Below are 13,481 nucleotides of genomic sequence, written 5' to 3'. Positions count from 1 at the left end.
TTATCGCGAACAGGGATGAAACCAATTTATTCTCAACAAGACTGTCAATAAGCGCTCATCTTTTTTGACCTCAATTGCCTCAAAAGCAAGAACCATCAAACTTTTGAGCCGCTTGTCACCCCTTCAGCCTCTCAAGATTCATATAGAGAAAATCAACTAAGTTTCGGTGTTGACGCGGAGAATAAAATTTACTCGACTGTGGCTTAATTGAGTTCCCCGCTAACATACGCTACTGCATCGCCTGTTTTTCTGAAAATGCGATCGCACCTTCTCTATTCCCAGCGTGCGATCGCCTTTCTAAAATAAATTCAACGTGATTTTTCATATCTAATGGTTCAAGTACCTCTGAAATCAAAATCAATCCTCGCACAATCTCACCAATTGACCGAGTATTTTGGTGACAGTAAGCAATACCATAATGTTCTAAACCACGTTGATGAAGAATTAAAAAATCTTCATCATGGGTAAATATTACTCGTTCTTGAGAAATCGCGAAAGCCACTTGTTCTGCATCGGCTGCACCTAAAAGTCCTACTTCAGGTGTCGTCGTGACATCAATACCCCGTTGTTTCAACCCTTGAGCAATTGCCCGATCAACTTGTTCATCCAAGTGCCACCTGATCTTTTTCAAAACTCTATCCCCTTAATTTTTGCTGCACTTTGGAAGGAGTGTTCGCTTGCAATTCACGCACCAAAATTTCGCCCTCTCGCATTTGTTGTTGTATGTCTTCAATATGGTCATGGTAATAAGCCAAAGCCGCATATACGTCTGACAACGTAATCGTAGGATATCGAGACACAATTTCATCAGGAGACATCCCCTTATATTCATGCCAAATAACAACATCTTGAACCCGAATCCGATGTCCAGCAATACGCGGTTTCCCACCACACACTCCTGGTGTGATTTCAATATGTTCAGAAATTACTGCCACCATAGACTATCTCCAAGGTTAATATGAGCCTTTTTCTTAGCTTATCTAAAGCCATCTCTAGTCACCCACTGCTGGGATTACCTGACCCTAGGGCGATCGCATTTGGGGATAGTGAGGATTGCGATCGAGTCTTGTCCTTTCCCCAGATACACCATGTTACAAGGAATCGAGAATCAAAAGTGATAGTCTCCCAGGTGCGATCGCCCTCCCTCACCCAGCGCGATCGCCCAACAAAAAGAACTGACAACCAACACCACAATCGCCATCTAATTCGATTAACCAAATATGCCGAATACCTCACCCAGCTAAAGAGGTGTCAAAAATGAAGCGTCTCAATTTTGCAAATCCCCCAAATCAGACAGACTACGACAACTGGATCTGTCCCGACATCAGACCCTACTGGAAACTCAGCCAACTACGAAACTCCAATCAATTTGTCCTGCGCACCCCAGATGACAACCATCAACACCTATTCTCCGCCACCGAAGGCTACGCCTTGCGCTACTTCACCGGAGTCTATACTGTTTCCCAAATCCAGCAAGATTGCCACCAAAAACTAGGAGATGCGATCGCATCCAACTTAGTCGCACAACTTCTGCAAAAATTAATCACCCTCGATATCTTAGCACCCTCCACGACTCCAGCAGAATCCCTGGAGCCGAAGCCAGAAAAAAATTCTCCAATTCCCAATTCTACGAGTCCTCATCTCAAATCCTGCCTTCAGTGGATTGAACATCCTAACAGTCATTGGATACTACGCAACCCAGAAGATGGCACATTTCTCCAACTCAATGAATGGACAAAAACCATAATTGAAGACTTGGGAAACTTACCACCCAACACCATCTGCCAAAAATACAAAATCACCCCCAACCAACTGCGAAACCTCCTCCAACAGCTAGCCGCTACCGCCATGCTGGAAGGGACAACGCCACCTAAACCCCGTCGTGGTAAATTTACCCCTCTGCAACTCTTGTATTTCCGAATACCCCTATTCAATCCTGACTTCTGGCTAACTCGTCACGTCGGCAAACTCCGCTGGATTTGGACTCGCACCTTTGCCTTTCTTTTGTGCTTATTTTTACTCTTTGCTGTAGTTATTGGACTGCACCAGCGGGACGAAATTATCTACTTCGGACAAAAACTCCTCGCTAACTACGGCGCTTCCCTCTTACTCCCCTTTGTCCTGCTAACAATGTTGGTGGTTTCCCTGCACGAACTTGGTCATGCCTTCACCCTAAAACATTATGCCAATAAGGTGCCAAAACTGAATCTTCGGGTGCCAGAAGTCGGGCTATTTTTCATGTTCCTGAGGCCCGCTGCTTATACTAACACCAGTGACGCTTACTGTTTGGTGAAACGATATCAGCGAGTCCTCGTCGTAGCCGCAGGCGTCCTCTGTCAACTGATTATTGCTGCAATTGCCCTGTGGTTGTGGAACCTCACCGTCCCCGGTAGCTGGCTATTTACCACCAGTTACCTCCTCATGAGTGCAGCTTTATTCACCGTCGCTCTCAATCTTAATCCCCTCTCCAAATTTGACGGTTATTACCTGGCTGTTGCTCTAACTGGCATCAACAATTTACGCAGTCGCTCCTTTAAATTCTACGCCAACCTACTGCGACGGCAACCGATTCAAGAACGCCCCCGCGACTGTTGGATTCTTGCCGCCTACGCTCCCTTCATTTTTCTCTACATTCAGTTTGTTTTTGGCTTTCTTCTCTACCGTGTAGCTGACTGGAGTGCAGCCAATATTCCTACCTTGGCACTCACTCTACTGGTTATCTGGGCAATTTACTTCTATTTTCCTAACCAAAAATAGTCATTAGTCATTTGAAAGGAAAATCTTAAATTATTATGAATACCTCTAATCATTCCCTAACCCCTTCTCAACACCTCCTAAAAGTTGTGCCTCCCCCAACCCAAACAACTACACGACCCAAGCCTGAACTTTCAGCTACACAAACTCCTGCAAAACCTGAACATCAAGCCAAAATTAATGTAGGGAAGTGGATACTTATAGGAGTGATAATTTCCGGATTAGGCTACGTCACCTTTGTTCCTGAATTCCCGCACTCCGTAAAGGGTGAAGCCGATATTACCTCCACCTCTAACGCTCGTCAGGATGTTACCTTAGAAGTAGCAGGTGTGATTAAAGAAATCTACGTTAAACCCAATCAGCAAGTCAGCCAAGGTCAGAAGCTGGCGCAGTTAGAAAGCCCAGACATTGAAAATGCGATCGCCCAAGCTCAAACTGAATTAGGAAAAGCTCAATCCGCACTCCAAGATGCTTTACGAATGGTAGAAGACTTGCGGACTAAGCACTCGGAAATGCAGGTTATTGAAGAGAATACTCATCAAGCTGCTGATAAACTGCGTCAGGAACTTGCCGGCATTCACCAGGGAAATTCTGTTCCCCAAATTCAAGAATTAGAGCGAGATATTGAAGGACTCCAGGAAAAACAGAAACAAATCTCTGCTAGTTTAACGATTCACCAACAGCGTCTGGAAACGATTAATGCCGTCAACAAAGAGGCTGGGAGTTCCATTATTTCACCCATTCGCATTGATGAACTGATAGATCAAACCTATAGTCGCCAAGCTGAATTAGCTGAAATCGCCAGTTTAGTTAGCCGAAAGCAAGCACAAATTCAAACTTTTGTCAAAAAGTTAGACGATAAATTAAAACACGCCCAAGCTGAGGTGAAAGCGGCTAGAGCAGCTAGATTATCAGTCGAAGAGAATCTGCAAGCGGCACAAGCTGTTGTTAGCGATCGCTATCGCCAAATTAAGAAGTTAGAGGCAGAAGTGCAACGACAACAGTCCAGGCGAGAACAACTTGTTTTAATTGCCGATACAGCAGGAACAGTCACCACTGAAGACTTAGACTTACTGGAAAATACCTGGCAACCAGCGGGGAAGAAAATTATCGAAATTGTTGATTTGTCTGAACTGACGGTTATTGCAAAAATTCGACAGGAAGATGAAAAGTTTATCCAGCAACAGGATACGGTAAAGCTTTACAAGCAAGGTGAATTTCAACCTTATACAACTACTGTTGAAGCAATTTCATCAGCGGTTCAACCGGGGGAAAATCAAATTAAGCCAGTTTGGACAGTTCGCCTTTCCATCAAAAATGATGACTCTAGCCCCATGAAACCCGGAATGACGGGATATGTCTCCATTGAAACCCGACCCATGACCCTATTTGCCAAACTTAAGCATGAGGTTCTCAAAGTTTTTCGCCCTATTTTTCTCTAAAAAAATTTAGACCAGCGCTGGCTAAAGTACGGAAGATTTCATGTTCAGGATTTATAGCGTTCTATCCTTCCTTAACTGCCAATAAACAGGTCAGCGCTCAGGTATCGTCTCTCTACTCAGTGAAAATAATCGAGTTCATTGGAGTAATAGGCTAGATGTTTACTACTAAAGTCAAGCCACACCATTTTTTTGTGCTGATTCCCAATATCTTTGGGTTCAAAGGTGGAATTCAAGTTTATTCAAGGTTTCTATTGCAAGCCCTACAGGATTTATATCCCGATGCTAATTACGATGTCTTTCTCAAGTACGACCGTTACGCAACCACATCCATGTTTTCAGTCCGGACGCGCTTCCACTGCTTAGGAAAATGGACTCGATTGGTGCAAAGCCTTTTGCTAGCCCTCAAGACAATCGGGTTAGGCATTTGCTAGCGACCAACGTTAGTTGTTACTACCCATTTAAACTACAGTCTCGCTTGTTACTGGCTCAAACGTTTCACGGGTGTACCCTACTGGGTGGTCGTTCACGGTTTAGAGGCTTGGAATCTCACCAATCCAAGGCTAAGAACAGCTTTACGTTATGCCGATCGAGTGATTGCTGTCAGCGATTATACCCGAAGTCGTTCCTGATGAAGAACTCTGCGACCATTACAATCTTTGCTATGTCTTTGCCTTGCCCAGTCGGGGAGAAGGATTTGGTATTGTCTATCTAGAAGCCCTTGCCTGTGGTAAACCCATATTAGCGGGAAACCAAGATGGAGCGGTTGACCCCTTGGTTCATGGCAAATTGGGGTGTTTGGTTAACCCTCTGGATGTGGATGCGATCGCTAACAATCTCATTTTAATTTTGCAAGGCACTTATCCCAATCCCCTGATGTTTCAACCGGAACTATTGCGACAGGAAACTATTAAGAGATTTGAAGTCGCGCACTTCTGCCAAATCTTGACTCAACTAACCAAAACGCCTAGCGAGCGAGGAACGCAACTTGAGATACCTGCCACATAAAGCTATAAAGGTTGTCTCGGCTTCCCCCCTGGGAATCAGCTCACTGAAATGGCGTTTCCCTTTGTGCAGTCGCTCAGCCATTTAATAAGTCTGTTCTTACGATAGGATTTTAGATATAAACATGGTAGAATTCCTTCGCTAAAGTTCAATAAAGGAGTCCTTTTTCTTATGTTGAGATTGGAGTTGATGTAATCGTGCTAATTGAGAGTGAATCCGCTCAAAGTCCTTAATGTGTTGAGACGTGATGTTAGCCGCAAGAGGTTCCCAGGCATTTTCACTAGGTTTAGCCCTCATAATTTCAGTATGAGAAGGTAGATAAATTAAGGATAATTGTCCGCTTTTTAGGGTAGCTTCATAATTCCTCCCTTTGAGGTACTTTGTCTTTTGGCTAGCCAGCAAATCATTGAGAATCGTAGCAACAAACTGACTGCGCTGCCATTGAGTAGAAGAGACTTGAGTCGAGTTTGTATAGCTGCTCTCAGAGGGAGATGTTTTTAAGTTACACAATTGCTGGATTGGCAGATAATCCCTAGAGGAATCATAGCTGACTTTTCGATACTTTTGCAGTCCCATTAAAGTATAAGCCTTTCCCAGTCGGGAACCTCGAAAAGCGAGTCCCTTAAAGCCATAGCTGATACCGACAAGAGTTCCGGAGTCGTTAAAAGAAATGCGGACATTCACATGGGCTGTGGTTAGTTGTTTAATCAGGTTAGGTAGCGTCAGAGGAATAGACGTGAATTTATCAATCGTTTCCTGGAGAATCTGCTTGACAGGTTTCTCTGGGGGAGATAAACGCAAACCCCTTTCGTATTGGAACATCTCCCGTCGGCGTCGCCGTTCCTGCCCAGTGGAAGGAGCCTGTTTTTCACTGTCCCAACTTGGCGTTACTTGGGTAAGATTATACAGTTTCTCCAGTTCTCTGAGGGTTCGTTCAGAACGTTTCCAGTCCATCCAGGAGGATACGGTTAATCCATCAGTCATTCGCACCCGATTGACTACAATATGGAAATGCGATCGCACTTTGCCCTTTTCTGTAATAGTGTCGTTATGAGAGTAGAGAACCCACTGGCACTCAGAACATCCAATTTTGTTCAGGTAGGTTTGAGCAAATTGCAAGACTTGGATAGTAGAGAGTTTTTCGTCGGGGTGGGGACTTAAGGAAATGTGTGCGACGGGAAATTTGACGCGGTGGGAGCGACGGGAAACAAGGTGAAACCCTTGAACGACTTCCTCTCTGGTGGAGCCAAGCATATTACCACCCAGATATTGAGCGTCAGGTTTGCTTTCAATATATCGTAGCAGACCGTTGAAGTCGGAGCCTTTGGTAATTTTGCCAATCATTTCTCGTGTAAGGATTCAGGTGAGTTGAGGAGTTGGGATTGTACAGTTTTGAGTAAGTCGAGGACTTGTGCAACTGCTTCTGTTGCTTCAGCGATATTGGAAATGTCTTGTCCAGATGTCACAGCAGCGTTCATCGCCAAAAGCTGTTGGTTGAGACTGTTGCTGATTCGACCCAGTTGGAGTACCAAGTGATAATTAACCTCTGGTGGTTGAGCGGGTATCTCTCGCCTGGAAGCGCAGCGTCTGAGATATTCGGAAAGACTTATCCCAGCTTTTTGAGCGTTAATCAACCAGCTTTTTTTCTCAGTCGGTGTGACTCGGATTTTAATTTCAGTTGTTTTGTTCATGGTTCATAGCTACCTGTTCTAGCTGTGATCCAAAAGCACTCATAAAGAGAGCTATGCGAACACAGGTAACACTATTCAAGGGGTGTTCACAAAAGAAAGTGAGGCTTGTTGGAATAGAGGAACGGTGTGGAGTTAGTCGCAGGTTTCGGAAGGCTTGCTAACCGAGATTTGAGAGGAAATTGTGGGAACAATAACTTGGCTTGCTCCTGCGGTGGAGAGCTATATATCGATTAACCTAGCGCAAAACCAACTCATCGGCTTGATTTCTTCTCAAAAACTAGCCTAGGGAGGATTTTAGTGGTAAATTCACAAATTTTAGGAGGGATGATTGAGGGAAATAGCCAACAAAAATTACCCAGAATTACAAGGTATAAGAGTTTAATTTACAGTCGATTTACTAATAATAGGCGAATTGGGGGTAAATTTTCCCTCACTCGTCCCTCATTTCTATTGGGAGGAAAATGCTTGTTTTGACTTAACTTGAGCTGGGGGTGGCGTGGGAAAGAAAATAACTATAGCGATCGCTCCGCATACAACCCCATCCCTAATACAATAATTATGGATATCGTTTTCTCCAGATACTCCTTTCTCTAGATGCCAATAGACCGCCAGCGTTACGCCGATAATTGGTCAGACATTGCCTTATCGATTAAACAGGCAGCTCTTTGGCGCTGTCGCCACTGTGGGAAGCAATGCCTCCGTCCGGGAGAAAAACCATCAGACCTCACGCGCTCTGAGTGGACGGTGGCAACGCTATCGGTGCATCATGCTAACTTTATACCAGAGGATAACCGACCAGAAAATCTAATTCCTTTGTGTACACCCTGTCACCTCGCTGTCCATGGGGGACGCAACGGTAATGTATCTCCGGGTCAGCTTTCCTTGTTTAGCTATATCTATGATGAGAATGGGGTACTGAAGATTGTTCCGAAGGAGTTGGAATATCATTACACGGCTTAAGCCGTCTTCGCCGTTTGCACCCTCTCGATTACCTGTTCGCGCACGGAGTTCCCAGCCGTTACCGCAATCAGTTCCCAGTCCTCTGGTGTCAAAATTCCCTGCAATAATTCTTGTAACCCAGCTCGAAGTGGTTTAGAACTGCTATCTCCCTCTGGGCTTGCTAAATCCTTCTCCAACACAGCCAATAATCGCTCCTGCACCTCGGGTGTAGGATGAAGCAACCGCTCCATCAGTAATCCTCGTCCACAAATTAGCGCGGCTTCGGCTCCTACTCCTAAATTCCAATCCACCAGCAGTTCCTTGAATTCTCGTATTACAATTGATCGCAACCGAGCCAACTGGCTATATCTCTCTGGATGAGCCATCACCGCTCCTAGATTAGCACCCCAGTCAAACCCAGCGCTAATATCACAGTCCGCTTCATCCTCAATGCGAACCGCTTCCCTGAGCCATTCTGAGTCATAAGTGAATGTTTCCCAATCAAAATGCATCTGCCTATCGCCCTTACTGATTAACTACCGTCTGAGTCGTCCATACTCGAAGTAAATCAAATCCTCTTTATCAGAATCAGCTCCAAAGTTCATCATATTCCTTGAATCGTAGAATCTTTCTGCCCCGGGTAGTGCATGAAGAGCGACTCTACCTTCATATCCCAAGTCTAAACTCCTGAACCTTGCAAAGTTTAATAATAAGGTTCCCACACCCTTCAACTCAGGGGGTCGTTGAATCGCCCTTCGATTACTCGGTGCCGAAGCTAGGGCTTCGATGTAGACAAGTTTGTGTCCGACTTCAACCTGGGAACGATGCTGCTGAGTTTCAATCCATAGTAATCCTTGGGTTTTTCCCTGATATTCAATGGCGTAACTCTCATAGTTGTCCTGAGAACGAGAAATGCGCTTCTTGAATAGCCAATCCCAATACTTATCATCTTGACCATATATCCTGAGCTGTTCTTTCCACAGATTCTCAAAATCATCAATGTGGTTCTGTGCTAGATCGAGCAGAACCGCCTCAACGACTTGATTATCAATACCTCGAATAAGCTGTATAAAACGCCGCAAATGTCAATCTCCTTATCCTCCTCATCCACAAACCAACCATTCAGTTACGATGGCGGAAGTTTTTAAATCGTCTTAAGTAACCCCATCAACTTATACTTGCGAGCGTGAGTTGTCATCAACTGAGTTCGATAACCGTTCCACTCACTCTGTTGCCCTAACTGAAAATAAGCAGCGCGAGCTTTTCGCAACCATTCCACCGCGTCATCATAAGCTTTCGCCTTACCCGGATTCATGATATCTTCTGCATAGTTACGAGCTTTTTCAATCACCCATTCCGGACGATGGGGAATGGCAGCATCCATGACCCGATGAATTAAGCGATCGCTACAGTAGCTTCCTAATGCGTCAATGGCATCATCAATTAACCCTTCCTGCAAAAAAATATCCACCTTGGCATCCCGAACATTCCAACCGTCACGTTGACGCAGATAGTGGAGTAAGTCGGCTTTCACCGTTGACCAATTCTGACCTGCTAAATGGGGTACTTTTTGATAATCTTTAAAAGATGGCTGTGCTTTAAAGGCATCAATTCGGGCAGAAAGTGCCGCCTCTTGTTCTCCCAACCCCTCAGCTAAATTGCTTGTCCAGTCTGCTAATTGATAGCGATGGATGCCCACAGGTTCATAGTCGTTCATCCTCGCCCAATAAGAATGACGCGGCTCAGACTCTGGAAGGGTTAGTCCATATTGAGCGATTTCCAAAGCTTCCCACACATCCCCCTCTTCCCGTAGGGCTTTTGCTACTTCTAAGGCTTGTTCAACAGAGGTAATTTGAGACTTTTGTGCTATAACCTCCTCTACACGCCCTAAATACGTTAACATGGTTAAATATTCTGGGATAATCCCTTCCGCAGAAGCCAGATTCAGGTATTCTTCTAGTCGTTGTTGACGCTCTAAGATAGAGAGGCGTACTCTAGCCAGTTTATCGGCATAGTCGGGGCGATTATCCTGCCATAAATCGGTTGATTCCCCACGTAGAACAGCCTCTAATGCTGAATCGTCCCACCCTTGACGCAAGGCGGCGGAACTTAAGTGAAAAGTTCCCCCAAGACGATCTTGTAATTCTTCCAAATTGATTTGTAAATCCACTTCCTCACCCGGTTGAAACTCCGCACTTAAAATTGCCTCAGCCCAAACGGGATCGAGGAGTGACATTAAATAATCGCTATCCCCACCGTAGTCAACAAGCTCATCCCAATCTTCGGCACAAGCTTGGGTAATGGCTTCTAAAATAACCAGTGCATTGTTGCCATCGCCTTGTTCCGTAAAGGCGTGAGCCTGTGCCAAAATATCGGGGAATTCCTCTGCAATCGGGTCATCCTCTAATCCTTCTTCCCAGTAGTTCAAGGCATTTCGCATCAAATACTTAACCTGAGAGCGATAGGGTTGGGGATCGACGGAGGTTTGGCGTTTGGCTTGGGTTGCAGGTTGGGGAATGAGTTGGGTGATTTGGGTAACAATGTTATCAATATCGTCAATTAACTCCGGCTGCTTGGCTACCAATTTTTGTACCAGTCGCTGTGTTTGTATGGGATTGAGTTGATCGAGCAGTTGCTCTAGAGAAGGGCGTTCTTTGATAGCTTCGGGTTGACGCAGACAAAGCAATGCTGTGGCGACAATATGTTTGCACCATCCGCCAAAATCATAGGCACAGGTACAATGGGCTTGTTTAATTCCAGCGCTGTCAAACTGGAGGCTGACGCGGTAGGGTTCAACTTCGTTGCCTTCTACGATAGCTTGGATGGTATTGCCTCTGGAGCAACTGTTTACCACGGCACCGGAGTGGTAGTACTGTTCGCCACGCTGGAATACTTGGGCAGTTGTGCGATCGCGGATTAGGCTTTCTCTTAGCTTAGGAATTGACATTTTTCCCTAGGAAACAGGCTTACCCATTAAAGCTTACAACGCTTTCTCTATGCTCTATTTCTTGAAACTATACTGCTAAACTATGAATTAACCATTACTCAGGTATATGGCAATGCTTCCTGCTACTGATATTCGCCAAAAAGCGATCGCACTCATCGGGCAACTGCCTCAAGACAAATTGATAGCTGTTGTACAACTATTGGAATTTTTAGCGGAGCCGCCTCAGCAGAGTACAATTAGTGTCCAGGAAGCACAGTTGCTTGAGGTGATTGAGAACCATCTGCCTGAAGACGAACAGGTACGCCTGGATATGTTGCGCGATAACTGTGAATGGGGCGAACTGAGCGAAGCTGAGCATCAGGAACTGATCGGTTATGAAGACTTGCTAGAGCAACAGAGAGTAGAGCGCTTAGAAGCTCTCATTGAGTTAGCGAAGATCAGGAACATTAACCTGATGCGCTTAAACGAGCAAGTTCAGTCGAAGTCCCAGCCTTCCCATGCCATCTGAATATGAACGAGTCCCTACAGCACTGAGACGGGACATTGCTCAACAGGCAAAGAATCGATGCGAATACTGCCGTTGCCCCGATGCGTTCTCTCCTGACAGCTTTACAGTCGATCACATCAAGCCTCGACAACTAGGCGGGGCAACTATTGCTGAAAATTTAGCTTGGGCGTGTTTCGGCTGTAACGGTCGTAAATACACCCGGACTGTTTACCCCGATCCACAGACTGGACAGGAGATTGCCCTGTTTAATCCTCGCCAGCAGATTTGGGCAGAGCATTTTGATTGGAGTGAGGATTTGACTCAACTGATTGGTCGAACTCCTTGTGGTCGTGCAACCATCGCAGCGCTTGCACTCAACCGTCCAGGAGTGGCTAATCTGCGACGCCTGCTTATCTTAGCCGGACTGCATCCACCTGATGAGTACTCGAAGGTTGCAATAAATCTCTAAGTGCTGAAACCACACAGACACGCCTTAACACATCGCGCCTGACGCATCTGTCTGGAGGGTAAAAAATTAGTGCAGTTATGATAGTGGCTACACCAATGTTGAGTGATCGCCCACTAGATGCCTAACCCTGATGATTTAATAGCGATTCTTGATCGCATTCTCAATGGCAGCCGAGATGAGTCAGAGATTGCCCAACTGCGGCAGTGGCTCACAGTCAGTGGCACTACGCTGCAATTCGTCTCTCAGGATGGCAAGTTCAATACAAATATTGGGCAGGCGCAGGGGGGCGAGATTCACATTGGCGATCGCCATTACCAATTTGACGTTGAAGCACTCCGGGAACTCCTCCAACCGACGACTCCTGCGCTTGATATTGACTGGCACGCCGTCAGTCAAGCGATGTTGGAGGAGCGACTGCTGCTCACTACCAACCCTCTAACCAGTGGCGAGGGGATTAGCTATCGAACCGAGCAAGTGTACGTGCCATTAGGATTGGTTGAACGGAAGAAAATACCTCGCCGTAAACGGGAGGTATCTCCAGAGAGAGGTTCGGAACTCTATCGCGAGGGTGGGGGCGAAGAGCGTGATGCTGACATGGTGGAGGAAATAGAAGTTACTCAACGGTTTGAGCATGAGGAATTTTTAGAGCAGGTTATACGACAGCGAAAAAGTCCAAAGAGTCAAGGCAATAGAATTGCGATTATTGGTGAGCCAGGGGCAGGAAAAACGACTCTCCTTCAGCAAATTGCAAAATGGATATGTACAGAATTTCCAGAATCAATTGTTATCTGGATATCGTTAGCAGATTTGCAGAGTAATACGTTAGAGAGCTACCTGGAAAAAACCTGGCTGCAAAGCATCATTCGTGAAGCAGGGGGAGCGAAAATCTCTGAAGCAGATGAACGCAACTTTTCAGATCAATTTAAGCAGGGGCGGGTCTGGCTACTACTGGATGGTTTGGATGAAATGCAGTCACCTGGCAATTCATTGAGTGAAATTCAACGTCAAATTCATGAGGGAGGATGGGCGCGGCAGGCACGCTTGATTTTGACCTGTCGATTGAATCTATGGGATGGAAATTACAATACATTAGCGGGTTTTGATACGTATCGTACCTTAGATTTTTCCTATCCTGCACAAGTAGAGCAATTTATTCAACAATGGTTTACACCACGAAGAAGGAAAAATTTAGGGCAGACGCTATGTTCTGCATTAGAGGAACCAGGGAGAGAGCGAATTCGAGATTTGGTAAAAAATCCGTTGCGATTAACTCTCCTGTGTTTTAGTTGGTATCTACAACAGGGGAGACTACCGGAAACTCAAGCAGAACTCTATCAGAAATCTACAGACCGATTTTATGAATGGAAGCAGGAAAAGTTTCCAACAACATCCATACAAAGAGAGTCCCTGAACCAGGCATTAGCAGAATTGTCTCGGCAAGCAATTGATGATAAAGATGATCGGCAACACACCCGATTTCGATTGCGTCACGATTTTGTCCGTCGTCACTTGGATAAAACCCTACCAGGAGGACAAGAAACTCTACTCGACAAGTATTTCTGCTGTGGCTAGGACGTAAAGATGAAACGCTAAAGCCCCAAAAAGAAGCACTAATTAAATCTCTATCGCTCTTTTGTCACTCTGGGAAGAGTATAATCAAGAAAAAGCGTTGAAACCCAAGTCCCGCCTATGATAGCGCCGAGAGAGCCTCAACCCACAGTGAAGTTTGTGGACTCCTATTGTGAAGGCT

Annotated in this window: 15 protein-coding genes and 2 pseudogenes; 10 read left to right on the top strand and 7 right to left on the bottom strand. The window is 45.5% G+C overall.

Features of this window, described 5'->3' with window-relative positions; genetic code table 11:
• Window positions 1–301: 301 nt before the first annotated feature.
• Both IQ257_RS25945 and IQ257_RS25940 read right to left on the bottom strand, forming a co-directional pair.
• A pseudogene (locus tag IQ257_RS25945) lies at window positions 302–631 on the bottom strand (DUF5615 family PIN-like protein); the annotation flags it as partial.
• 4 nt (window positions 632–635) lie between these two features.
• Window positions 636–938, bottom strand: a complete 303-nt coding sequence (locus IQ257_RS25940) for a DUF433 domain-containing protein (protein ID WP_193879682.1) — start codon at window positions 936–938, stop codon at window positions 636–638.
• Between the two features lie 20 nt (window positions 939–958).
• Here IQ257_RS25940 and IQ257_RS25935 point away from each other — a divergent pair, with 20 nt between their 5' ends.
• The 6 genes and pseudogenes from IQ257_RS25935 (at window position 959) to IQ257_RS30360 (ending at window position 5,201) form a co-directional block, all read left to right on the top strand.
• The gene (locus tag IQ257_RS25935) at window positions 959–1,261 is read left to right on the top strand and encodes a hypothetical protein (RefSeq protein ID WP_193879679.1); all 303 of its coding nucleotides are present in this window, start codon (window positions 959–961) and stop codon (window positions 1,259–1,261) included.
• Window positions 1,258–2,757 (top strand): M50 family metallopeptidase, encoded by a 1,500-nt coding sequence (locus IQ257_RS25930; RefSeq protein WP_193879676.1) that lies wholly within the window; start codon window positions 1,258–1,260, stop codon window positions 2,755–2,757. The genes IQ257_RS25935 and IQ257_RS25930 overlap by 4 nt, the downstream gene beginning before the upstream one ends.
• 35 nt (window positions 2,758–2,792) lie before the next feature.
• Window positions 2,793–4,196, top strand: a complete 1,404-nt coding sequence (locus IQ257_RS25925; RefSeq protein ID WP_193879673.1) for an HlyD family secretion protein — start codon at window positions 2,793–2,795, stop codon at window positions 4,194–4,196.
• A gap of 155 nt (window positions 4,197–4,351) precedes the next feature.
• Window positions 4,352–4,627, top strand: a complete 276-nt coding sequence (locus IQ257_RS30370) for a hypothetical protein (RefSeq protein WP_228061037.1) — start codon at window positions 4,352–4,354, stop codon at window positions 4,625–4,627.
• Between the two features lie 63 nt (window positions 4,628–4,690).
• Window positions 4,691–4,825, top strand: a pseudogene (locus IQ257_RS31705) (glycosyltransferase); the annotation flags it as partial.
• The gene (locus IQ257_RS30360; protein WP_228061036.1) at window positions 4,791–5,201 is read left to right on the top strand and encodes a glycosyltransferase; all 411 of its coding nucleotides are present in this window, start codon (window positions 4,791–4,793) and stop codon (window positions 5,199–5,201) included. The pseudogene IQ257_RS31705 and the gene IQ257_RS30360, both read left to right, overlap by 35 nt.
• A 138-nt stretch (window positions 5,202–5,339) precedes the next feature.
• Here the strand turns inward: IQ257_RS30360 and IQ257_RS25915 are convergent, their stop codons facing one another.
• Both IQ257_RS25915 and IQ257_RS25910 read right to left on the bottom strand, forming a co-directional pair.
• Complete coding sequence (locus tag IQ257_RS25915) at window positions 5,340–6,542, bottom strand: relaxase/mobilization nuclease domain-containing protein (RefSeq protein ID WP_193879670.1); 1,203 nt, start codon at window positions 6,540–6,542, stop codon at window positions 5,340–5,342.
• On the bottom strand, window positions 6,539–6,889 hold the full coding sequence (locus IQ257_RS25910; protein ID WP_193879667.1) for a plasmid mobilization protein: 351 nt from the start codon (window positions 6,887–6,889) through the stop codon (window positions 6,539–6,541). Before IQ257_RS25910 ends, IQ257_RS25915 begins: the two co-directional genes overlap by 4 nt.
• A gap of 594 nt (window positions 6,890–7,483) precedes the next feature.
• Between IQ257_RS25910 and IQ257_RS25905 the strand changes: the two genes are divergently transcribed.
• Entirely contained in the window at window positions 7,484–7,849 is a 366-nt protein-coding gene (locus IQ257_RS25905; RefSeq protein ID WP_193879664.1) for an HNH endonuclease, read from the top strand.
• Here IQ257_RS25905 and IQ257_RS25900 read toward each other — a convergent pair.
• From IQ257_RS25900 to IQ257_RS25890, 3 genes are all read right to left on the bottom strand, one after another.
• Entirely contained in the window at window positions 7,846–8,340 is a 495-nt protein-coding gene (locus tag IQ257_RS25900; protein WP_193879661.1) for a hypothetical protein, read from the bottom strand. The genes IQ257_RS25905 and IQ257_RS25900 overlap by 4 nt on opposite strands.
• 24 nt (window positions 8,341–8,364) lie before the next feature.
• Window positions 8,365–8,910 (bottom strand): GNAT family N-acetyltransferase, encoded by a 546-nt coding sequence (locus tag IQ257_RS25895; RefSeq protein WP_193879658.1) that lies wholly within the window; start codon window positions 8,908–8,910, stop codon window positions 8,365–8,367.
• 62 nt (window positions 8,911–8,972) lie between these two features.
• Window positions 8,973–10,775 carry an SWIM zinc finger family protein gene (locus IQ257_RS25890; protein ID WP_193879655.1) on the bottom strand — a complete coding sequence of 601 codons (1,803 nt, stop codon included), beginning with the start codon at window positions 10,773–10,775 and terminating at the stop codon, window positions 8,973–8,975.
• A gap of 112 nt (window positions 10,776–10,887) precedes the next feature.
• On the opposite strand from IQ257_RS25890, the gene IQ257_RS25885 reads away from it, so the two are divergent.
• From IQ257_RS25885 to IQ257_RS25875, 3 genes are all read left to right on the top strand, one after another.
• The gene (locus tag IQ257_RS25885) at window positions 10,888–11,283 is read left to right on the top strand and encodes a hypothetical protein (RefSeq protein ID WP_193879688.1); all 396 of its coding nucleotides are present in this window, start codon (window positions 10,888–10,890) and stop codon (window positions 11,281–11,283) included.
• On the top strand, window positions 11,273–11,731 hold the full coding sequence (locus IQ257_RS25880) for an HNH endonuclease (RefSeq protein ID WP_193879652.1): 459 nt from the start codon (window positions 11,273–11,275) through the stop codon (window positions 11,729–11,731). The genes IQ257_RS25885 and IQ257_RS25880 overlap by 11 nt, the downstream gene beginning before the upstream one ends.
• A gap of 117 nt (window positions 11,732–11,848) precedes the next feature.
• A complete protein-coding gene (locus IQ257_RS25875) occupies window positions 11,849–13,303 on the top strand; it encodes an NACHT domain-containing protein (RefSeq protein ID WP_228061035.1) in 1,455 nt (484 codons plus the stop codon).
• Window positions 13,304–13,481: the final 178 nt, after the last annotated feature.

It is taken from the genome of Coleofasciculus sp. LEGE 07092 (genome assembly GCF_015207375.1).
Classification (GTDB): Bacteria; Cyanobacteriota; Cyanobacteriia; order Cyanobacteriales; family Coleofasciculaceae; genus LEGE-07092.
Note: the sequence above shows the minus strand (reverse complement) of the source record. Positions and strands in the feature narration are given on the sequence as shown.

Excerpts from the sequence above, each read along its gene's own strand:
- IQ257_RS25885 (WP_193879688.1), top strand. The coding sequence starts at position 10,888 with ATGCTTCCTGCTACTGATATTCGCCAAAAAGCGATCGCACTCATCGGG.
- IQ257_RS25875 (WP_228061035.1), top strand. The coding sequence starts at position 11,849 with ATGCCTAACCCTGATGATTTAATAGCGATTCTTGATCGCATTCTCAAT.
- IQ257_RS25915 (WP_193879670.1), bottom strand. The coding sequence starts at position 6,542 with ATGATTGGCAAAATTACCAAAGGCTCCGACTTCAACGGTCTGCTACGA.
- IQ257_RS25935 (WP_193879679.1), top strand. The coding sequence starts at position 959 with ATGAGCCTTTTTCTTAGCTTATCTAAAGCCATCTCTAGTCACCCACTG.
- IQ257_RS25930 (WP_193879676.1), top strand. The coding sequence starts at position 1,258 with ATGAAGCGTCTCAATTTTGCAAATCCCCCAAATCAGACAGACTACGAC.
- IQ257_RS25905 (WP_193879664.1), top strand. The coding sequence starts at position 7,484 with ATGCCAATAGACCGCCAGCGTTACGCCGATAATTGGTCAGACATTGCC.
- IQ257_RS25890 (WP_193879655.1), bottom strand. The coding sequence starts at position 10,775 with ATGTCAATTCCTAAGCTAAGAGAAAGCCTAATCCGCGATCGCACAACT.
- IQ257_RS25910 (WP_193879667.1), bottom strand. The coding sequence starts at position 6,889 with ATGAACAAAACAACTGAAATTAAAATCCGAGTCACACCGACTGAGAAA.
- IQ257_RS25925 (WP_193879673.1), top strand. The coding sequence starts at position 2,793 with ATGAATACCTCTAATCATTCCCTAACCCCTTCTCAACACCTCCTAAAA.
- IQ257_RS25900 (WP_193879661.1), bottom strand. The coding sequence starts at position 8,340 with ATGCATTTTGATTGGGAAACATTCACTTATGACTCAGAATGGCTCAGG.
- IQ257_RS30370 (WP_228061037.1), top strand. The coding sequence starts at position 4,352 with ATGTTTACTACTAAAGTCAAGCCACACCATTTTTTTGTGCTGATTCCC.
- IQ257_RS25940 (WP_193879682.1), bottom strand. The coding sequence starts at position 938 with ATGGTGGCAGTAATTTCTGAACATATTGAAATCACACCAGGAGTGTGT.
- IQ257_RS25880 (WP_193879652.1), top strand. The coding sequence starts at position 11,273 with ATGCCATCTGAATATGAACGAGTCCCTACAGCACTGAGACGGGACATT.